Source organism: Streptomyces albipurpureus (assembly GCF_023701525.1).
Classification (GTDB): Bacteria; Actinomycetota; Actinomycetes; order Streptomycetales; family Streptomycetaceae; genus Streptomyces; species Streptomyces albipurpureus.
The window spans coordinates 1-21,182 of sequence record NZ_JAMQAW010000055.1; the positions used below are offsets into that span (position 1 = coordinate 1).

Here is a 21,182-nt window from a genome sequence, read left to right on the forward strand (position 1 = left end):
CTGGGTTCCTCTCATAAAACCCATCTGACCTGCTATCACCACCCCCCGCATCCCGGGGGAACCTCACCTCGGCTGGACGGGCCGGACCACCCCCGCACGCGCGGGGACCACTCTACGGGGCCGCCGGGGTGCTGAAGGCACCGGGGACCACCCCCGCACGCGCGGGGACCACCGCTGGTCTGGGTCCTACCCTGCACTCGGCCCAGGGACCACCCCCGCACGCGCGGGGACCACACTTCCTGACCTGCGGTGATCTTAGCGATCATGGGCCATTTCCTTTAGTTGGAATCCGGTCCCCCGCACCCCAACTCCCCAGCCCTCGAACGCCGTCACCACCACCCCACCAAACTACAACGCCCCTCAGCAAGCGTGCTCGGCCTGCGCCCGATCCCGCCCCGGTGAGTACAGGTGGCTGTCCCTGAACTGTTCGGCGCCCAGGGTCTGGCCGACCATGATGACCGCTGTGCGGAGGATGCCCGCCTCCTTCACCTGGGCGGCGATCGTTTCCAGCGTGCCCCGCAGGATGACCTCCTCCGGGCGTGAGGCGTACGCCACCACCGCGGCCGGGCACTGGGGCCCGTAGTGCGGGAGGAGTTCGTCCACCACCCGGTCCACGTAGCGGGTGGCCAGGTGCAGCACGATCAGGGCGCCGCTGCGGCCCAGGGTGGCCAGGTCCTCGCCGTCCGGCATGGCGGTGGCGCGGTTGGCTACGCGGGTGAGGATGACGGTCTGGCCCACCGTGGGCACGGTCAGTTCGCGCTTGAGGGCCGCTGCCGCGGCCGCGAAGGCGGGGACTCCGGGGATCACCTCGTACGGGATGCCCGCCGCGTCCAGGCGGCGCATCTGTTCGGCTACCGCGCTGAAGACGGAAGGGTCTCCCGAGTGCAGTCGGGCCACATCGTGGCCCTCCTCGTGGGCGCGGACGACCTCGGCGGTGATCTGGTCGAGGTCGAGTTGGGCCGTGTCCACCAGGCGGGCGTCCGGTGGGCATTCGGCCAGGAGTTCGCGGGGGACGAGGCTGCCCGCGTACAGGCAGACCTGGCAGGAGGCGAGGGTGCGGGCGCCGCGCACGGTGATCAGGTCGGCGGCACCGGGGCCGGCGCCTATGAAGTAGACGGTCATCTGTCATCTCCTACTGCGGGTCCTACTGCGGGCGGTTCCGACGAGGGCGTTAAAGAAGAACGAGGGCGTTCAAGAAGAAGCGGGCGAAGAAGGGAGCGGGGAAGGGAGCGGGGAGGGTTTGGTGACGGTCCACTGGGTGACCGGCATGGCCTGTCGCCAGCCGGTGAAGGCTCCGACGGGTACGGCATGGGCCACGGCGAGTCGGACCAGTTCACCGCCGTGCTGCCGGTAGCGGTCGGCGAGCAGCGCCTCCGACTCCAGGGTCACGGTGTTGGCGACCAGCCGCCCGCCCGGTGGCAGCGCGTCCCAGCAGGCGTCGACCAGCCCAGGCGCCGTCAGTCCACCGCCGATGAAGACGGCGTCCGGGACGGGAAGCCCGGCCAGGACGTCCGGTGCTCGGCCGCTGACCACCCGCAACGCCGGCACACCGAGCCGGTCGGCGTTGCGTCCGATGCGTTCGGCGCGTACCGGGTCGCGTTCGACGGTGATGGCTCGGCAGGAGGGGTGGGTACGCATCCACTCGATCGCGATCGATCCCGATCCCCCGCCGATGTCCCACAACAGCTCCCCGGGGGCTGGGGCGAGTGAGCCGAGGGTTGCCGCGCGAACATGGCGTTTGGTGAGTTGGCCATCGTGTTCGTAGGCGTCATCGGGCAGGCCGGGTACCGCTCCGATGCGCGGGGCGTGTGAGTCGCGTACGCACTCCACCGCGATGATGTTGAGTGCGTCGCCGGGTGGATGCTCCCAGCTCTCGGCGGTGCCGGTGATGTGTGCCTCGGCCGGGCCGCCGAGCTGTTCCAGTACCCGCATCGTGCTGGGGCCGTAGCCGTGCTCGCTCAGCAGGCGGGCGACCTCGGCCGGGGTGTGGGCGCCGGCGCTCAGCACCAGCAGTCGGCGGCCGTTGTGGAGCGCGGATGCGAGCCTGGCGATGGGTCGGCCGACCAGGGTGATGACCTCGGTGTCCTCCACCGGCCAGCCGAGGCGGGCGCAGGCGTAGGACACGGACGATGGATGCGGCAGAACGCGCAATCCGACCGAACTGTCCGGCTCCGCGCCTTCCCGCGCCTGGCCGCCCAGTTCTTCGGCTCCTCCCGATGTCTGGCTGCCCAGTTCTTCGGTGAGGGCGCGCCCGATCCCGTAGAACATGGGATCTCCGCTGGCCAGGACCACGACTCCGCGTTCCCGATGGGTCGCGAGCAGCGCGGCGACGGCGGGGCGCAGTGGTGAGGGCCAGGGCACCCGTTCGCCGACGCAGGACGGTGGCAGTAGTTCCAGCTGGCGTCGGCCGCCGATCACCACCTCTGCCCCGAGCAGCGCGGCCCGCGAGGTCTCCGGCAGCCCGTCCCAGCCGTCCGCGCCGACGCCGACGACGGTGACCGGGGGCGGCGGGGTGGCAGGGGCGGCGGGCGTCGCGTAAAGCTCGGCGGGCTCGGGGGTCAAGGCTTGTCCCGTTGGTCGGGGCTGATGGGGGCGGCCAGGTCTTCGGGCCTGACAAGCCGAAACTCTACTGTCCACCCCCTCCGCGCCCCCTGCCAGGTGCATACCGCCGTACCCTTATTGCACACACTTCGCAACTACACATTGATGGCAGAAGGAGTCACCCATGTCGTCTCCGGTGGTGCTCGGGATCGAGTCCTCATGCGATGAGACCGGGGCTGGTCTGGTGCGGGACGGTGTGCTGCTGGGTCATGCCGTGGCGTCGAGCATGGACGAGCACGCCCGGTTCGGAGGGGTGGTTCCCGAGATCGCGGCGCGTGCGCATGTCCACTCGTTCGCCCCGGTGGTGCACCGGGCCCTGTCCGAGGCCGGTCTGCGGATGGCGGACATCGACGCGGTCGCCGTGACCACGGGGCCCGGTCTGTCCGGTGCGCTGCAGGTGGGGGTGGCCGGCGCGAAGGGGTTGGCCTATGCCCTGGACGTACCGCTCTACGGGGTGCACCACCTCGCCGGTCATGTAGCCGCCGACACCCTGGACCATGGGCCGCTCCCCGACCCCTGCATGGTGCTGATCGTCTCCGGCGGGCACACCTCGCTCCTGCTCGTACGGGATCTGGCGCGCGATCCGATCGTCCACCTCGGCGACACCCTCGATGACGCGGCGGGCGAGTGCTTCGACAAGGTCGCCCGGGTCTTCGGCCTGCCGTATCCGGGCGGCCCGGCGATCGACCGCGCGGCGCGCGAGGGCGATCCTCGGGCGGTGAGGTTCCCTCGTCCGCTCACGGGCCCTGGGGACGACCCGTACGCCTTCTCCTTCTCCGGGCTGAAGACCGCCGCCGCGCGCTGGGCCGAGCGTCATGGGGGCGGGCCGCTGCCGGTGGCCGATGGGGCGGCGGCGTTGCAGGAGGCGGTGGCGGATGTGCTGACCCGCAAGGCGGTCGCGGCCTGTCTCGATCACCATGTCTCCACGCTCGTGGTGGTCGGTGGGGTGGCGGCGAACTCCCGGGTGCGGGCGCTCGCCGAGGAGCGTTGCCGGGCGGCGGGAATCACCCTGCGCGTACCGCGTCCGGGGCTGTGCACGGACAACGGCGCGATGATCGCGGCGGTGGGGGATCTGCTGGTGCGGGCGGGCGCCGAGCCGGCACCGCTGGAGGTGTCGATCGATCCCTCGGCACCCCTGGAGTACGCGGCGCTTCAACCCCGCTCCCGGGCGTTGGCCGGATGAAACCGGATGTCAACGCTCTACCGGGCAATGACGGTACTGCTGGCAGGTATCCGCAGGTCACGGGACCACCGACCGATGGCCATACGGCACCGGGGGCAGCGGTCCGCCCGGCTCGCGGTCGTATGAAGACCGAGGTGGGGGCCGGTTCCCTCCCCGAACTGAGGGCTTGGCTGCCCGGCATCCGGAAGGTGTACCGGGACGCCTTCGGCGGACCGCCCTGGTACGCGGACGACGAAGAGGCGGCCGGCTATCCGGCCCGGCTGATCGCCGACTCGGCCCGACCGGGGTTCACCTATGCGCTGGCCACGGTCGGCGGAACCGAGGTGGTGGGCTTCGCCACCGCGTGGACCACCCCGGCGGTGCTGCCCGACGACCGTTGCTACCCCCAGGTGGGCGCGGCGCTCGGTCCCGCGCGTACCGCCGAGTGGCTGGCTGGCGCGGTCGAGGTCGATGAACTCGCCGTGGCACACCATGCGCGTGGTCACGGCATCGCCCGGGCACTGCTGGATACGGTGACGGCGGACGCACCGGACGGCAGGAGTTGGCTGCTGACGTCCGTACGCGCCGATGAGGCTCTGCGCTTCTACCAGCGGGCGGGCTGGCGTCAGGTCATCCATCCCGCGCCCGAGGGCCGGAGCGTGGTCGTCTTCCTCAGCCCGCACCACCCGGCCACCACCCCCCGCTGATATCCCCGCCTCCGTTGGAGCAACCGTGCGTACCCCAGAAGTCCGGACCCGCTTCCTCGACTACTTCGCCGAGCGCGGCCACACCGTCGTCCCCAGCGCGCCACTCCCGACGCCCGACCCGACGCTGTTGTTCGTCAACGCGGGAATGGTCCCCTTCAAGCCGTATCTGACCGGTACCGCCGAGCCGCCCTGGCCACGGGCGACGAGCGTGCAGAAGTGCATCCGTACGCTCGATATCGAGGAAGTCGGCAAGACGACCAGGCACGGCTCGTTCTTCCAGATGAACGGCAACTTCTCCTTCGGCGACTACTTCAAGGAAGAGGCCATCGCCCACGCCTGGGAGCTGTCGACCAAGTCGATCGCGGACGGCGGATACGGGCTGGACCCGGACCGCATCTGGGTGACGGTCCACCACTCGGACGGCGATGCGCGCGGACTGTGGCGCCGCATCGCGGGGCTGCCCGACGAGCGGATCGTGGCACGCGGCGACGAGGACAACTTCTGGTCCATGGGCGTACCCGGGCCCTGCGGACCCTGCTCCGAGCTGTACTACGACCGGGGCCCGGCGCTCGGTCGCGAGGGCGGTCCCGAGGTGGACGAGGACCGGTACATGGAGTTCTGGAACCTCGTCTTCATGCAGTACGAGCGCGGCGAGGGGCCCGGCAAGTCCGGCTACCCCATTCTGGGCGAGCTGCCGCGCCGCAACATCGACACCGGTATGGGCCTTGAGCGGATGGCCACCCTGCTCCAGGGTGTGGACAACCTGTACGAGATCGACGAGACCCGCCCGATCCTGGACCGCGCGGCCGAACTCGCGGGCGTACGGTACGGGGCCGACCACCAGGCCGACGTGCGGCTGAGGGTGGTCGCCGACCATGTACGCACCGCCCTGATGCTGCTCACCGACGGCACCGCCCCCGGCAATGAGGGCCGGGGATACGTACTGCGTCGCATTCTGCGCCGGGCGGTGCGCTCGATGCGCCAACTCGGCTATGAGGGGCTGGCATTGCCCGAGCTGCTGCCGGTGGCTCGGGACTGTATGGCCAGTAGCTATCCGGAGGTTGCGGAGGCGTATGTCCGTAGCGCCGAGCGGGCGGACGCGGAGGAGGACGCCTTCCGTTCCACCCTGCGTCAGGGCACAACAGTGCTGGATACGGCGGTAGCGACGGTGAAGGGGGAGGGCGGGCGCTCGCTTCCGGGGGCCCAGGCGTTCCTGCTGCATGACACCTACGGCTTTCCCATCGACCTCACCCTGGAGATGGCCGCCGAACAGGGCATCGAGGTGGACCGGGAGGGCTTCACCGCCTTGATGACGGCCCAACGGGAACGGGCCAGGGCCGACGCACGGGCCCGCAAGGGCGCGGCCCCACTGGACACCGCGGCCCTGCGAGCGGTCCTCGACGAACACGGGCCGACGGACTGGCGGGCCTGGGAGACGCTGACCACGGACTCAACGGTGCTGGCGGTGCTGGGACCCAACGGTCCGGTGAAGGCGGCCCGAGCGGACGCGGTGGTGACGGTCATCCTCGACCGCACCCCGTTCTACGCCGAATCGGGCGGCCAGGAAAGCGACGCGGGCCGGCTGACGGGGGCCTCGGTGGAGGCGGACGTACTGGACGTCCAACGCCCGCTACCGGGCCTTGTCGCGCACCAGATCCGCATCACCGCGGGCGATCTGGCGGCGGGCGATGTGCTCCGGGCCGCGGTCGACCCCGACTGGCGCCTGGGCGCCCGCCAGGCCCACTCGGGTACGCACGTCCTGCACGCGGCGCTACGCGAAATCCTGGGCCCCTCCGCACTCCAGTCCGGCTCCTACAACCGCCCCGGCTACCTCCGTCTGGACTTCCCCTGGCGGGGCGCCCTCTCCCCCCTCGTCCGCGGCGACATCGAGGAGGCCGCCAACCGGGCACTACGGCGGGACCTGCCGGTGGGGGTGGAGTGGATGACGCTGGCTCAGGCCAAGCAGGGGGGTGCGCTGGCGCTGTTCGACGAGACCTACGGCGCCAAGGTCAGGGTCGTCGAGATCGGCGGCGAGTGGTCCCGGGAGCTCTGCGGCGGTACGCATGTGGAGCGGGCATCCCAAATCGGCGTGGTGTCCCTGACGGCGGAGTCCTCGGTGGGAGCGGGGATGCGCCGCCTTGAGGCGGTGGTGGGCCTCGAAGGCTTCGACTACCTGGCCCGCGAACGCGACCTGGTCACCCAGATCACCGAACAGGTCCCCGGCCCCCGGGCCGAGCTCCCCGACCGCATCGCGGCCCTCCTCGCCCGCCTGAAAGCTTCCGACAAGGAGAACGCCCGCCTACGCCGGGAAGCCTCCCTGTCCCACGCCGCCGAGCTGGCCTCCGCGGCAGCAGATGTATCCGGCACCCTGCTGGCCACCACCACCATCAACGCCCCGGCGACCGAGGCCCGCAACCTGGCCGAGTCGGTACGGAACGCCCTGCCGTCCAACCGCCCGGGCGTCGCCGCCGTCGCCGCCCAAGTGGAGGGCAAGGGCATCCTCGCGGTGGTGGTGAACGCCCGCGCCCGCGAGCTGGGCCTGTCGGCGGCCGAGCTGGTGAAGTCCGCCCTGGGAGGCCGCGGTGGGGGTACGGGGGAGGCCGCGCAGGGGGGCGGGGTGGGGGCCGAGGAACTGGATCGGGTGCTGGGGGCGTTGCGGGCAGCGGTGGGGGGAGTTGGCTAGTGCCTCTTTGCCGACTGATACGGGGAAAGGCGGTTGGGCATACTGAGGTGCGCTGGGTGGATTTCATGGGTAGGGGGCCGGGTGCTGGCATCCGGATTCCAGCTCAGTGAAATCACCCAGGGTCGCTAGAATCACGGCAGGCTGGGAAGTGCGGTCCCCGCGGGTGCGGGGGTGTTCCAGCGATCGCGCGCTCTGCGCCGTGGTCCCCGCGAGTGCGGGGGTGTCCCCGCTGGGGGACCTGGATTCCGCCGACCCTCGGGCCGTCCGTCCCTGCGACAGCGGAGCTGTTTCTAGGACCAAGCGCGTTCCAAGCGCTTGGTCCTAGTCAACGTACCTCGCGCCCTCGAAGGCTGTTCCCTACACCCGGAGGCTGGGGCTCCACACCCGCGTCCCCGTCACCCGCACTCCAGACTGCCGGCCAGGTCCTTACAACGGGAACAGGAACAAGGCGGGAAGGCGGAGGACCACATGGGCTCAACCGGCATGGGTGGACCCTCGCGAGTCCCCACCGCGACCTGCGCCCGGACGGGACCGCGCACCCCGTCGGATGTCACGTGGTACACCTTGATCGTCATAGCACCCATGTCAGGCCACCTTCGATCGAGCCAGTACATGGGCGGCCTGCCGGCGCGGCCCACGGAGGTCGGGCAAACGGTGCAAGTCCCACTCAGCGCTGAAATCAGGTACACGGCCGGAGCCGCCCCTCAGGAGCACGGCCATGGTCAGTCCAACGCGCGCAGGTGCACCAGAGGTACCCCGTCCCATGCCAACGGTTCCAACATGGGAATCAGCGGAAGCGTGCAGAGCTGATGTACTGAAAATGACCATGTGCGGCTCCCTCATCGTGAACGCCGATCGTGGTTCCTCCAGAGTGGGGCACAAGCTCGCTTCATAGGAGGACTTAATGCGGGCTTTAGGTTGCCGAAACCCGGGCTTATGTATGTCTTTTTGAATGATGGTTGCTTAATGAGAGGGCCTATGACGAAACTTGAAATGAGTCGGAGGAGACGGTGAAGTGACGCAGCGCTTAGGAAACACTCGGCTCAAGGCCGCTCGCCTGGCGGCTGGTTACCGGTCGCAGCAGGTTCTAGCAGCGGCGATGAATGAACTCGGCCTGTCAGTGGGTGAGCGGCAGATCCGTCGGTGGGAGAGCGATAGCCCTCCTTGGCCCCACCCCGACTGCCAACAGGCCTTGACCCAGCTCCTGGGCCTGGACATGCAGACCTTGGGCTTCACCCCACCGAACGGCCGGGACCAGCGCACTGCCCACGGTTCCGCCGGACGCCAACGACCAGGCGCCATGACGACCCTCGCTCCGGCACCGGCAGGGGGGATTTGTGCCATCCAACCGGCTTCGGTCGCGGATGACTTCCAGGCGATCACTCACTCCCACCGACATCTCTACTGGTCGGTCTCCCCGACCGCCCTCCACCCGGCCGTGATCGCCCACGCGGTACTCGGCTGCGCCCTACTCCCGAAGACCGCAGGTCACACCCGGTCGACGGTCGCCGCGGCACTGGCCGAGACCTGGATGCTCGGGGGGCGTATCGAATTCTTCGACCTTCGCGAGCCAGAGCGCGCGGACGCCACCCTGCTCCGCGCCTTGCAGGCCGCCAGCGAGGCCAACGACCCGCTGCTGGGCTCGGCGATCCTGGCCCATACGGCCCTCATCCCAGGATGGGAAGGCAATCGTGAAGCCGCGTCCGAACGGGTCTCCGCGGCTCGCGCCTACGCACGACGAGGCCCGGCGAGCGCCGAACTATGGGCTTGGTTGGACACCGTAGAGGCGGAGTGCGAGACCCTTTGCGGACGCGCGGAGGCAGCCCTGCACCTCATCGAGCACGCCGAGGACGTTCTGACGTCCGGCAGTGAGTACGAGACACCCGCCTGGCTTGACTGGTTCAGCTCCGTACATCTGGCCGCGCTCAAGGGAAACACCCAACTCAAAGCCGGCCACCTGCCGCAGGCAAGGGAGACCCTGACCGGCGCCCTCAACGCACTCGGGCCAGCAGAGGCCAAACAGTCCATAGCGATCCTTGGCGACCTCGCAGCGGTCGAGTCCGCGTCCGGACACCCCGAAGAGGCATGCGCATGGGCGGTCAGAGCCCTGGACCAGCTGTCCTTGACCGGGTGCGCCACCGGGATGGACCGAGTCCGCGAGGTCCGGAGGTCACTGGCCCGGCACCAACACGAGCAGTGCGTACGAGACCTGGACGAGCGACTCTACGGATGGTCCACAACGATCCGCGCCCTCACCGACGTTGACCCCGACCGCCCCCACCATGTGCCCGACCTCTACGCGCGCCCGTATCCGGGTTGAACCGCGCTGAGGCCATCTACCTGGGGAACAATGAAGGCATGGATTCGTCTAGCTGGGTTGAGGGATCAGGAGGGCGAAGACCCCGGATTCCAACTAAAGGAAATCGCCCATGATCGCTAGAATCACCCCAGGTCAACAAGTGTCGTCCCCGCACGCGCGGGGGTGTTCCGCTCATGGACGAGCGGGACGGTGTCGACCGCACGTCGTCCCCGCACGCGCGGGGGTGTTCCCGGGTCACTGTCCATGTCTATGACGAATTACGCGTCGTCCCCGCACGCGCGGGGGTGTTCCGACGCCTAACGCGGTCCGCGTGCTGCGGCACCGGTCGTCCCCGCACGCGCGGGGGTGTTCCGTCGGCGTCGTCGCGGGCGAGGGTGATGCGGGCGTCGTCCCCGCACGCGCGGGGGTGTTCCCCCCGGCACCGTCATCGCTTTCATTCCTTTTCCGTCGTCCCCGCACATGCGGGGTATCCCCAAGCTGACGCTAGGCCCGGCTAGGCGCTGGTGTCGTCCCTGCCCTCTGCGGGGGACGACACCAGCTCCGCCCCCCTCAGCGACGATTCCGTGCCGTAAGGATCAGCCCGTCGAAGTCCACCGGGCGCCAGCGGTCGCGGCCCGCCGTGCGGACTGCCCAGCCCTGTTCGTTGGGGGCCGGTTCTACCAGGACCGCCTGGCCGTCGCCGATCCTTGATGCGAGTAGTTCCCAGAGGCGGTCGCGGACGCGGCGGCTTGGGTTGCCCACGAAGACGCCTGCGTTGACCTCGACCATCCAGCGGGTGAGGTGGCCTCTCAGGCCCTCAGGGGCGGCGATCAGGACGATGACCGTCACTCGGATCGCCTCCGGCCAGGACGGTCCTCAGCCCCCGACGGTTCGGAAGTCCCCGAGGCTCCGGGACTTCCCTCCTCAAGTTCCGGGCCGATCACCGCGATGTGCTGGTCTCCCAGCACGGCTTCCGCGAAGGTGGAGGCTTCCGAGGCGTAGTTGACACCGGCCGACACCGAGCCCAGCCTCTCGTCCCACAGTTCGCTGGTCTCGGGAGTGTCAAAGTCCGTGCCCGCTGGGCTGAGAAGTCCCTTCACATCGCTGACGATCCGGCCGAGTAGTTTGGTCTCCGCGATCTGATCGCGCAGGCCGACCCGGGCGTCCCGTTCGTCCGTCAGGCCGCCGGCCATCAGGTCGAAGGCCAGGGGGATGGTGTACTCGGCCTTGTAGAGGTCAGCGATGTCCAGGACGAAGGAGATCGCCGAGCCCGTGTGGACAAAGCCCAGGCCCGGGCTGGTTCCCAGGCCGACGATCACCGCATGGCAGATGCCGTAGAGCGCCGCGTTGGCCGCCGACAGCAGGCGGTTGAGGTCGTCACCGGCGGCGAAGGCGTCACCTGCCTTGTAGACCCGGCCGTCCCAGGCGACTCCGGTACGGCGGGAGTGCTCCTGGTAGAGCTTGCGGAAGCGGGCGCCTTCGCGGCCACGGAGTTGTTGCATCGTCGCCGAGGAGACGTCTTCGCCGGGGAAGCGCATCCCATACATCGCCCGTGCCACACCGAGGCGTTCCCTGGGGCGGGTGACCAGCCAGGCCTGGCGGTGGAGCAGCCCCGCGCTGCGGCTGGGGCCGAGGCCGGCGGCGTACATCCGTACGCCCTGTTCGCCGACCCAGCACACCGCAGTCCCGGAGTCCGCGAGCAGTCGGATCGCGCCATGGGTGACGCGGGTGCCGGGGCCGAGCAGTATCACGGCGATCATCGCTGCCGGTATCCGTACCGTCTCGCGCTTGTTGATCACCACGACGGCGTTCTCATCGCGGTCCAGATGGCTGCGCTCGACGTACACGCTCGATACCCGGTCCACCAGGCGGTGCAGATCGTGCGCGTCGGCTTTCCACCAGATGTCGGCCATCGTGCCGTCACCCGCTTCCGGGCAGGGGCGCCAGGGTCAGCAGTCCGCAGCCGTACGCCTTCGAGGGGCCGATGCCCTCCAGCAGACGGGTGGTGAAGAGCGCCGGGTCGGTGATGCGCAGGCGCCCCTCATAGGTGGCGCTGTGGAAGGTGACCCGCGGTCCACGGCCGCCCTTGGTGAAGGTGTGGCGGCTGCGGTCAATGATCCGGATGTCCCGGGCACTGTTCGGTTCTTCGGGCGGCGGTGCATCGGCAAGACCGGCCACTGGCGTATCGGTGCGGGCGTCGGGTACGGCGAAGCCCCAGCGTTCCGTCCGGGCGAGGAACCAGTCGAGTTGCGCCGCCGCCGTGCGGTGGGCGAGCCGAAAGCCGCGGGCACGCCTGTCGTCCTCCATGGCGTCCAGCCGTGCCCGCTGCGAGGAAGTGGGCTTCGTCGGGGACGCCGTGTTCTGTACGGGGTTGGCCGTCAGCCGGAAGGCGAACTCCCGGCCGGTCGCGATCTGGTCGAGCAACGGCTCGTAGTCACGTACCGCCGCGTGTTCGCCATCGGCGTCCGGCCACCCCGCTTGCTCGACGATATGAGTCCAGTCCGGCTTGGAGCGGGTAAGGACAAACAGTTGCGGCCGGTGCGGATTGTCCGCGTCCAGCCGCCAGAGTGTGCGCTCGCTGTCTGCGGCGCCCGGAAGTCCTCCCATGACCGCGCCATGGAGGGCACGCGGGTTGGAGAGCAGTCGTCGACTCTCCGCTCGAAGAGGGTTGATCCTGATACGGGAGAGATAGGTCATGACATCACCAGCCCAGCAGGGCGAACGGGTCGTGTCCAGCGCTCGCGGCTCCATCGGCCGGGTTGCCCTGGGACCCGCTTGAACTCTGCTTGAGATCGAATTGGTTGGGGTCGGCGGGTGGGGGTGGGAAGTCGGTGGGGATGCTGAGCCAGCCATGCCGTACGCGACGACTGGTGAAGCGACGGGCGTGCGGGTCGAAGGAGACGGGAGCGTCGTGGAGTACGTCATTGCCCTCCGGGTCTTCGACGGTCACGGAGCGGTCGACCCGGGCCGGATAGAGAGGACCGTCGTGACCCCGCTCGCGACCCCACTGCCTGGCGTACTGCTTGCGTGCCCGAGCGGACGCCTGCCAGGGCTCCTCCCGTAGCGCGTCTTCGAGATCGCCATCACGTAGCCCGAGCGAGATGGGCTGGGTGGGCGGGCAGGATCGGCGACCGAGCGCAAGCGGGAACGCCGGGGTGCGTACAGCCTGGTCCAGGGCTCTGAGCAGGTCGTACGGGCCGGTCACCGCGGCGAGGAAGACGGCGTCCTGGAGGTAGTAACGGGTGGTGACATGGGTGTGCTTGGCCGGTGCTGTCGGCTTCTGCACGCCCTTGGCGGTGACACCGGACTGAGGCAGCGGGCGGCCCCGGTAGTCGCTGACCGTGTGGTAGTCGCGCAGCAGGGTCCCCGGCTGGTCGACCCGTACGCCCAGGCGCAGGGGCAGCAGTTCGTCGAGCGAATCGTCACGGGCGTAGCCCGCCGCCGCGGCAAGCAGTCCGATCACTCCGGACTTCGTCGGTTCGGCGCCCGTCTCGCGGCGGTTGAACGCGCTGCGAGAGCCCCATGCTTGCAGGGGCCCGGCAAGCCTGAGCAGCAGGACCGTCGGGCCGTTGTGGGGACCACTCATCGGGTGGCCTGCTCGGGAACGTCGGTGAGGTGGGCCCGGACCCTGGTCAGCAGCTGGGGAAAGGCAATGGCTTCACCGAAGGCGCTCTCCAGCAGCTTCGCGGTGTCGCCGGACTCATCGAAGGTGTGGCAGAGGCCCGTGAGGGCGGGGGCGTCGCCCCAAGCCTTGACGGCCCTGTTCTGCTCCTGGGCGAGCTTGCCGGCGGAGGCGGCCGCGATGCCGGAGGTGACGCCGGTGATGGAGTCGGAGGTGACATCGATCGGCTCCTCGAAGGCCGAGACCAGGTTGACAGGCTGGTCCTTACGCACGACGACGGCCACCAGGCTGGGCAGGGTCCGATGCGCGAAGGAATTGCCGTAGCCGGTGGGCATGGAACGGGCGAAGGAGGTCAGAAACTCCTCCACCGCGCTGATGGCCGCCTCATCGTCCGAGAGGTTCGCCCTCAGCTGGTGCAGACCCACCGATGCGTACCGGTACAGGGTCGCGGAGTTGAAGCCGATCGTGCCGATCATTCCGGCACCGGTCTCCTCGCCCTTCTTCTGCTCGTCGTCCACGGCTGTGAAGTAGTCGAACTCCAACTCCACCGCGTGGGTGGAGAGAGCGTGCGCCACTTGGGTCGCGGCATCGACATTGAGCGCGGGGATATCGGCGACCATCCGGCCGAAGAGCGCCACGTCCATGGGATGGCCGGTGCTGAACTTCTCCTGGACGGCCAACTGCTTGATCTCGTCGGCCAGCGCGGTGTCGTCCAGGGCGGCGAGCTCCGCGGCCCTCTCCCGTACCAGCTCGGCGACGGCTACCAGCTGGGGGCGGCCGTAGAAGAACAGATACGCGGTGTCGCCCTCCTTCCTGCCCGCGCTGATCTTGAGCGGGGCGAGGAGGGCGTTGGCCAGACGGGTGGCGGCTTCGGCGTCCAGTTCGGTGCGATCGGCGATCTGCTCGGCGAGCGCACCGATGACACGGCGGGTACGGGTCGCGAGGTCCTGCCGGGGCAGGCGCTCGGTGAAGTGCGTACGGGTGGCACGCTTCCATGCCTGCGAGGAGACCCGGGAGCGGCGCACACCGCCGAAGTAGGCCTCTTTCGGATTTCCCTGGTCGTCGCGGTTGAGGTTGGCCGGTGGGACGGTCTGGAGAATGTGGACGTCGATGTAGGTGCGGGACGCGGAGAGCGCCATGGATTCCTCCGGGGTTCTGTTCATTCGCGTTATGGGGTGGATGGCGCGGACGCGTGCTGCACGGGGTTGGGGGCTTTGGTGCCAGTGGTAGTGGACTTGCCATCTGGTGACGCTGGCCGCCCCGGTGCGGGAGTGCGGTCCTGCGACGAGGGGCCCCAGGCGTGGTAGGCGAGACCCCACTCCCGGCGGACCCGCTGTCGGTGCTCGGGATGGCTCCAACGCCAGACATCGGAGAGCAACTGGTCGTAGTCGATGGGCTGTTGCACCGCGCGCAGCTGTGTGACCAGCCCGCGGAGCCGATAGAGCAGGGCGGGGACGGCGGTGGTGTGGACAGCCGCAGCTACTCGGCGATCGACCGCTTCCTCGCTGAACCGGCCACTACGGTGCAGGGCTCGCAGAGCAGTTCCTATGGTGACTCCCCTTCGGTGCATGGGGCTGCTCTGACTCTGCTGATGGAGGCCGTAGAGAGCGAGGGCCGCGTGCTCCGCCTCAAGCTCGGGGGTGACCCGGCCGTCAACGGGGGATGTGTAGTAGCGCCAGAGGGCGGGAACGGTCGCGGCGGGACGTCCGAGGCCCGAGCGGAGGGCTGCGAGGTCTTCACCGGCGGCTCGAAGCTCGGACCCGCTGAAGGCGTCTCGGCGCCAGTTGCCGGCGCCGGTCACATGCTGGTTCCAATAGCGGCGGGCAACCCGGGCGGCGGTATCTGTATCGGTATCGGCGCGGGCGTTGGTGGGCACTGCGGTCGGTCCCCCTTCGGATTTTTCCATCACTCAAGTTGTTCAGTTGCTTCAGTTGCTTCACTTGCTTCAGTCGCTTCACTTGTTCAGTAGCTGAGTTCTCGGTGGATTGGCTCCTTGGTGGATCGGCTGTCGACGGGGCTGTTCGGGGGGCTGTTCGAGGGCGATGGCTCAGTTGCTCGGCATCAGCACGCGGTCGGTCGGCTTCAGTCGGATATCGGGTGCATCGGTGCATCGAGGCATCAGGGCATCGGGACGTCAGATCAGGGGCGTTGGCGATCAGCACCCCATACACCGCAGCCGTGGCGGGGGCGTCGGCATGGGCCTTCAGCCGACAGGTCGAGGATTGTCCGTCCCGGGCCACTGGTCATGGTGGCCGCGGGCGGTAGGAAGGTCATCAAGCCAAGTGGCTGGGCCCAGATGCGGATTCATTCACCGCGGAGATGAGCAGCGCGACGGGAGAGGATCTTGTTCACTCGGCATCGGAACGCGCGTTCAGCCGTGCTGAGCCGATGCACGATCTCCCTACCGTCTTTGGTGACCTTCCGGCCACTGAACAACCCTGGTGAGGCCGTGGCCAAGACCTGCTCGGCGACTATCCAGGTAAGACGCCCGGCCTTCTGTTCCCATGCCAACCGGCCTGACTCAAACCTGTCGACCTCATCGCCGACAGCACCCCCATCGATCCCATCGACCACGGCGTTGCACTCCGGGCTGCCATGGCCGTCCGTGCCGGCTTGGTCGATGTCACCGTTGGTTTGGCCCAGGTCACCGTTGGCTTGGTCCATGTCACCACTGGCTTCGTCTGCCTTGCGCAGCCCGACCAGGAGTCGACGTACCAGAGGGTCGAGGGCGTGCAGCAGGGTGTCGCCGGGGCGCTGGCCCTTGTCCCAGGGGATCGGGTCGCTACCGGCCGCACGCCGTAGATCCGCCGAGAGGTCATTGACCGCTGTGGCCAGCTCCTCCGCCTTGCCCACCACATCGAGCAGGACCTCGCACACTTCGCCATCCGGGTCGAGTGCGGCCAGTGGAAGCGGGAGTTCATCGAAGAACACGTCCTCGATGACTGCGGATTGGTTGCCGTAGACAATGCCGGTCAGCTCGACCTGGAGGGGGTAGGTCTTCGACATCCGGTCGGCGACTTCGGCGAGGTGTCCCAGCAGCACACTGCTGCGGAACCCAGCGGACTTGGTGGTCGCGTCCCGGTCATCGGTGGCGCTGCCGAGAGCGAGCAGGGCACCCAGCCCACGCCAGGCAGCCTGCCCTGGGCGGTGCTGCCTGGGGCGCTCAGCAGCGGGGGCCTTCGCGGGCCTGGTGCTGGCCGTCGTCTTCTTCGTACTCGTCGCCTTCCTGGGACGAGTACTGATGCGCGGCTTGCTCCAGGTGGTGTGTGGCTCCTCGGGGGGCGTCGCCGTGAGCCGGTCTCCGGCAGCGACGATGACCCGGGTGACCGTGATACCGAGGGGCGTCTCCTCGGGAATGAGCCTGATTCTGCGCGATTGCCAGGTCCACAGGTCCAGAAGCCCGCGGGCCGGGCGAATCCGCCACTCGGGCGTGGCACAGGACAGGGTCTCCTCGATCTTGCCGTCCCGCGCTCGCCTACGCCACTGCGGCCGATCGTCCGAGACGATCGGCTGCCCGGACGGGATGTTCAGCAGCAGCGTCTCGTAGACGGTCCGTCCCCGCGGCAGTACCACGCCGAGCTGCCCCAGCGGCCCGGTCGGATTACCCGTGGTCTTCCCGGCCTTCATCTGCGCGTCGCCGACAGCACCGGTCTTGATGGCAGCCGTGTCCCAACAGTGGGTGTGCAGCAGCCAGCGGGCTGCTTGGGCTGGAGACAACTCCAGCGGATCGCCCTCCGTGCGGGAGGAGAACAGCGGGACATTGTTGCCGGTGGCCGCCGTGGCGACCAGCAGCGCGGAGCCCTTGGTCTCGTCCTTTGCCGTGCGCAGATCGGCGACCTGGCCGAAGGGGTTCTGAGGGTCGAAGAGGTCAAAGAGATCGTGGTGCTCGGAGAAGTAGTCGGTCAGCTTGGATCGCTGCTCCGAGGTGAAGGCGCCCCGCTCGAACATCACGGCCCAGTCGCCCGGCTTACCGGGTCGGCTCAGTGCGTCGAGGACGATGGGCAGCAGCAGCTGACGATAGAGCGCCGGCTTCTGAGTGGGCAGGTCGACGATGAGATCCTGGAAGCGATCGGCCTCCAGCAGAAGCTGACGCAATCCGATGTCCTCTACCAGGCCTGAGCCAGCACGCATGGAGTCGTCGCCACGGCGCACGGACAGCCATGGCTCATCCAACAGATTGAACAACTTGGTTCCCCCCAAGCACTGCCTCTCCCTGTGAGGCGGCAGCAACTCTACTCATGCGCAAGACATTTGGCAGGAAGTTTGAATAATGTCGCAAAGTCTGAGTCACGGAGTGGAAGTGGCAGGTATAGGCCGCTCTTCGACGAGTCCGAGCTCTTGGTCGTAGCTGAGTATTCGATCGGCGAGGGGAGCCGAGCGGTGATCGACGCCGAGGACGAGCGCGGGGCTGTAGCGCAACCGGGGGTGACCGAGCCAGCCGGGCAGTGGGGTCAGCTGCTGCGCAGCTTCCGTATAGCGCGGCGGCAGGCGGACCGTACCGCCGAGGACATCGTCGAGCAGTGCGTCGGGAACATCGCCGTTCACGGTCAGGGATCGGCCCGAGAGGGTGCGATAGGTCGCGCCGTCGTGGCGGATGAGAATGACTTCGACACTGGGTTCGCCATCGCGCACCACGGCGTCCATATCGGTGTCCCGTCCCGCGCCGGGGACCGCTGCGTAGTGCAGACCGGACAGGGTCTCGCCCTCGCGGTCACCGCGCCGGGTGAGGAGGTAGGTCGCGGCCTCTTCCGCCCGCTCACGCTGCTTGCTCTCCCACTCGGTCTGGGCCTTCTCCGCTTTCTCGCGCCACTGGGGTGGGATGAGGTCCTCCGGGGCGCCAGCGCTGACGTCGGCATCCCCGGCTCTGAGGTCATAGCAGGCGGCGACCAGCTCGGGGACCTGGGAGGGGATACTCCAGGGCTGGGCCTTGGCAGCGGTCCCCAGGACCTGAGCTGCGGTGCGAAGCAGCAGATGCCGTCCGTAGATGAACTCCGAGCCGCCGTGGAATCGCGGTGGCAGCGCTCTGCTCTCAGCGTCATGGTCGAATCCGGTGATCACCACACGGGGGTCGGTGAGTCCCCCGGGGCGCGTAACACCGTTGTGTCGATGGAGACGGCCGACGCGCTGGAGGAGGAGATCAGTGGGGGCGAGGTCGGTGATGAGAAGGTCCGCGTCCACATCGAATGACTGCTCGGCGAGCTGGGTGGCGACGACGATAAGCCGCTTCGGCCGCGGTGTTGTGCCCTTGGGCGCGCCCAGGAGACGGAGACAGGTGTCGGTGCGATCGGCGCGGGCGGCAACAGCGAGGCGGCCGTGCAGCAACAACACCTCGTCGTGGAAGTGTTCGCGCAGTGCGGTGTAGAGGGTTTGGGCACGCTCGACGGTGTTACGGATGACCAGTGCACAGCCGCCGCCGCCCTCCCTACCATCGCCGTCACCACCGTCCCCACCATCGCTGCCGCCTTCACCGTTGCCGCCAGCACCATGGCCATCGCTGCCACTGCCACTGCCACTGCCACTGCCACTGTCGCCCAGCTCGCGACGGAGTAGCTCGACGACAGCCGTGTTGGCTTCCGCCAGGGCGGCCTCACGGTCCTCAATGGGAGCCTGAGCTGGCGGGATGCGTTCGGGGAGTAGCTCGACTGTGACCTGGAGGTCCGCACGCCAACTGGTGCCTGCCCGCACGTCATAGCGGGGGCCTGAGCCGTCCTTGGCCATCCAGACCGCGGTGGCGGAAGGATAGCCGGACGGTTCGGGCAGTTCGTCGGCGGTGAACTCCTCTCGGGATACGGCACCTGCGAGGTAGGAGTCGACAAGCTCGCGGCGCTGTGCGGGCGGGAGGGTCGCGGAGAGCAGTACGACGGGGGTGCCCGCCTGCCCGAGCCAGCGCAGGCCTTCCTTGAGGAACTGCGACATATAGACATCGGCCGCGTGGACTTCATCGAGCACCACAACCTTGCCCGCCAGCCCGGCCATGCGCAGCATCACATGCTTGGTACGGGTCGCGGCGAACAGCAATTGGTCGATGGTGCCGACGACAAAGGGGCAGAGCAGCCCACGCTTGGCACCGAGAAACCACTCTGCGGGCCCGCGCGACTGGGGGCACCCCTCGGCCCTCGGGGTGAGCCCGTACTCATCGTCTTCCCAGCAGCCGCCGAACTCATCGACACTGCCGAACCGGGCGTCGGGATCTTCCGTACCGCCCTCCAGCAGTTCACGCCACTCCTTGTTGAACATGCGCTTGCCGTGCAGCAGCGCGACCCGGTCGGCCAGGCCCTCATCGATGGCCCCGGCCCAGGCCCGTACGTTGCTGAACATGGGGTCGCTGGTGGCCTGTGTGGGCATTCCGACGAAGACCCCGTCCGCGCCGAACCGCGCGGCGAGGATCTCGGCCGCCATCAGGGCCGCCTTTGTCTTGCCCTCTCCCATGGGCGCTTCAACGACCAGCAGCCCGGGGGCCTCCATGCGGCGGGCCGCGTCCAGCACGAGCGTCTGCGAGGGACGGGGACCGTGCCCAAACCGATCGGCGAACACCTCCGGCCCGGGCACGGCGAGCTGCCCCCAGCCGCCGCGCAACCGCAGCTCATCCCATGCCTCGGCAGCCCGCACCCTTGCCCTGCTGAAGGTGGCCTTCGCGAAGTCGTCCACGCCTTTGAAGTGCTTCTCATCACTGGCGATCCAGTCGGCCATGACGATCAGTCCGCTGAGGTGCAGTTGAGCGGCCCGGGATGGCATATGAACGGGCTGGACCTCCTCGATCCCAGTAAACCCGAGCTGCTCCGTGTAGTACCGCAAGAGTGCGCCCTGCACCTGGGGCCACTGCCCTTGGCCGACGAGATGCTTCCCTGATCTGCGATTCGGCATGGTGGCCCGGTACTCGGGGAAAGCCCCGTGATGCCCCGCGACCAGGGGCCACACCCACTCAATGTGCTCGTCCTGCCACCCGTCTTGGGGAAGCAACTCCCGCAGTAGATGGGCCCCGGCCCGATCATGCCGCCAGGGGTGCGCCTTGACGATATGCGTATTCCATCCGAGCCCCGCGGCGCGGACGGCCTTCGCGCCCTTGGGCCACATCGACTGAAAGGCAGGAGTGGCTTTCCCCAGGTCATGCACTCCGCAGAGCCAACTGAAGAAGGCCCGCCCCTTCCCCTTCCTTTCGCCACCCGCGATGTGGTCCAACATGCCCTTGGTGGCGGGCGCGAGATAGGTATCCCAGAGCCGTTCCGCGACCGCGGCCGTATCGAGTAGATGCGAGATCAGAAGATTGGTCGTCCCGCCTGCCCTCTCCTCGGACTTCCCCCAGAGAACGGCAAAGAGGGGTAAGCGGTCGGGGGCGCTGACCTCGGGTGCGAAGCTGCTCTGACACCTGCGGTCACGGGAGAAGGCTCCGACGTCCGGGCTTACGGCATTGTTGGCATCATCAAGCTCGTCAAAGTTCGCGGGATCACTGAAACCCTCGCCCTTGAAGTTCGTTCCGGACACGTCGCCTCCTTCGCTCTATAAGTTGATCCCGGAGCCTAGAGCGCGCCACTGACAGTCGACGAGAAATGATCGGTCTTGCTCAATTCGCCCTGGAGAGAGATCGGTTGTGAGCGTCGAGGATGATCCAGGGGATGCGGGATGACTGCGCGGGGAGGGGGTTGAGCGGGTGGGGGTACGTTGAACTCACGAACCGGGGTGGAGCGGCTGGTGAGTCGATTCCAACTAAAGGAAATCGACCATGATCGCTAGAATCGCCCCAGGTCAGGAAGTGTGGTCCCCGCAGGCGCGGGGGTGGCCCGCAGGAGGTCACCAACATGCTCACCGAGGGGGTGTGGTCCCCGCAGGCGCGGGGGTGGCCCTCGGTACTCATAGCCGATCACCAGTCGGTACGGGTGGTCCCCGCAGGCGCGGGGGTGGCCCACGTGGTGAACGGTTAGGTTGCTTCAGGTATGGGTGGTCCCCGCATGCGCGGGGGTGGTCCGGTCAGCGCGTCGAGAATCGCGCTCTCCTTGCGGTGGTCCCCGCATGCGCGGGGGTGGTCCCGAGGCGCGTTCCGATCTGAGGTTCCCCCGGGATGCGGGGGGTGGTGATAGCAGGTCAGATGGGTTTTATGAGAGGAACCCAGA

At 68.4% G+C, this 21,182-nt stretch carries 14 protein-coding genes and 2 CRISPR repeat arrays; of the genes, 4 read left to right on the plus strand and 10 right to left on the minus strand.

The genetic code is table 11. The features are described from left to right. Positions 1-360 precede the first annotated feature (360 nt). Both cobM and cbiE read right to left on the minus strand, forming a co-directional pair. Entirely contained in the window at positions 361-1,122 is a 762-nt protein-coding gene (gene cobM, locus NBG84_RS32860; protein ID WP_250923339.1) for a precorrin-4 C(11)-methyltransferase, read from the minus strand. Positions 1,123-1,191: 69 nt separating this feature from the next. After that, entirely contained in the window at positions 1,192-2,562 is a 1,371-nt protein-coding gene (cbiE, locus tag NBG84_RS32865; RefSeq protein ID WP_250923340.1) for a precorrin-6y C5,15-methyltransferase (decarboxylating) subunit CbiE, read from the minus strand. Between the two features lie 163 nt (positions 2,563-2,725). Between cbiE and tsaD the strand changes: the two genes are divergently transcribed. The 4 genes from tsaD to NBG84_RS32885 all read left to right on the plus strand — a co-directional run bounded on the left by tsaD (position 2,726) and on the right by NBG84_RS32885 (position 9,473). Next, positions 2,726-3,784 (plus strand): tRNA (adenosine(37)-N6)-threonylcarbamoyltransferase complex transferase subunit TsaD, encoded by a 1,059-nt coding sequence (tsaD, locus tag NBG84_RS32870; RefSeq protein ID WP_250923341.1) that lies wholly within the window; start codon positions 2,726-2,728, stop codon positions 3,782-3,784. Between the two features lie 122 nt (positions 3,785-3,906). Further along, positions 3,907-4,470 (plus strand): GNAT family N-acetyltransferase, encoded by a 564-nt coding sequence (locus NBG84_RS32875; RefSeq protein ID WP_250923342.1) that lies wholly within the window; start codon positions 3,907-3,909, stop codon positions 4,468-4,470. 25 nt (positions 4,471-4,495) lie between these two features. Continuing rightward, a complete protein-coding gene (alaS, locus tag NBG84_RS32880; RefSeq protein WP_250923343.1) occupies positions 4,496-7,153 on the plus strand; it encodes an alanine--tRNA ligase in 2,658 nt (885 codons plus the stop codon). A 1,015-nt stretch (positions 7,154-8,168) separates the two neighbouring features. Then, entirely contained in the window at positions 8,169-9,473 is a 1,305-nt protein-coding gene (locus NBG84_RS32885; protein WP_250923344.1) for an NsdA family TPR-like regulatory protein, read from the plus strand. A 141-nt stretch (positions 9,474-9,614) separates the two neighbouring features. Next, positions 9,615-9,886: a CRISPR direct-repeat array (repeat unit 28 nt; unit sequence GTCGTCCCCGCACGCGCGGGGGTGTTCC). A gap of 136 nt (positions 9,887-10,022) precedes the next feature. Here the strand turns inward: NBG84_RS32885 and cas2e are convergent. The 8 genes from cas2e to NBG84_RS32925 form a co-directional block, all read right to left on the minus strand. Then, positions 10,023-10,301: a type I-E CRISPR-associated endoribonuclease Cas2e gene (cas2e, locus tag NBG84_RS32890; RefSeq protein ID WP_250923345.1), complete on the minus strand. Its 279-nt coding sequence runs from the start codon at positions 10,299-10,301 to the stop codon at positions 10,023-10,025. Then, positions 10,298-11,365, minus strand: coding sequence for a type I-E CRISPR-associated endonuclease Cas1e (gene cas1e, locus NBG84_RS32895; RefSeq protein WP_250923346.1), 1,068 nt, complete (start codon positions 11,363-11,365; stop codon positions 10,298-10,300). Before cas1e ends, cas2e begins: the two co-directional genes overlap by 4 nt. Positions 11,366-11,372: 7 nt before the next feature. Beyond that, entirely contained in the window at positions 11,373-12,149 is a 777-nt protein-coding gene (gene cas6e, locus NBG84_RS32900) for a type I-E CRISPR-associated protein Cas6/Cse3/CasE (protein ID WP_250923347.1), read from the minus strand. 4 nt (positions 12,150-12,153) lie between these two features. Next, entirely contained in the window at positions 12,154-13,038 is an 885-nt protein-coding gene (gene cas5e, locus NBG84_RS32905; RefSeq protein WP_250923348.1) for a type I-E CRISPR-associated protein Cas5/CasD, read from the minus strand. Beyond that, positions 13,035-14,237, minus strand: a complete 1,203-nt coding sequence (gene cas7e, locus NBG84_RS32910; protein WP_250923349.1) for a type I-E CRISPR-associated protein Cas7/Cse4/CasC — start codon at positions 14,235-14,237, stop codon at positions 13,035-13,037. Before cas7e ends, cas5e begins: the two co-directional genes overlap by 4 nt. Before the next feature lie 5 nt (positions 14,238-14,242). Next, a complete protein-coding gene (gene casB / locus NBG84_RS32915) occupies positions 14,243-14,950 on the minus strand; it encodes a type I-E CRISPR-associated protein Cse2/CasB (protein ID WP_250923350.1) in 708 nt (235 codons plus the stop codon). Between the two features lie 428 nt (positions 14,951-15,378). After that, the gene (casA, locus tag NBG84_RS32920) at positions 15,379-17,274 is read right to left on the minus strand and encodes a type I-E CRISPR-associated protein Cse1/CasA (RefSeq protein ID WP_250923351.1); all 1,896 of its coding nucleotides are present in this window, start codon (positions 17,272-17,274) and stop codon (positions 15,379-15,381) included. Between the two features lie 87 nt (positions 17,275-17,361). Next, complete coding sequence (locus NBG84_RS32925) at positions 17,362-20,556, minus strand: CRISPR-associated endonuclease Cas3'' (RefSeq protein WP_250923352.1); 3,195 nt, start codon at positions 20,554-20,556, stop codon at positions 17,362-17,364. 270 nt (positions 20,557-20,826) lie between these two features. Further along, a CRISPR array of direct repeats spans positions 20,827-21,098; the repeat unit is 28 nt; unit sequence GTGGTCCCCGCAGGCGCGGGGGTGGCCC. Positions 21,099-21,182: the final 84 nt, after the last annotated feature.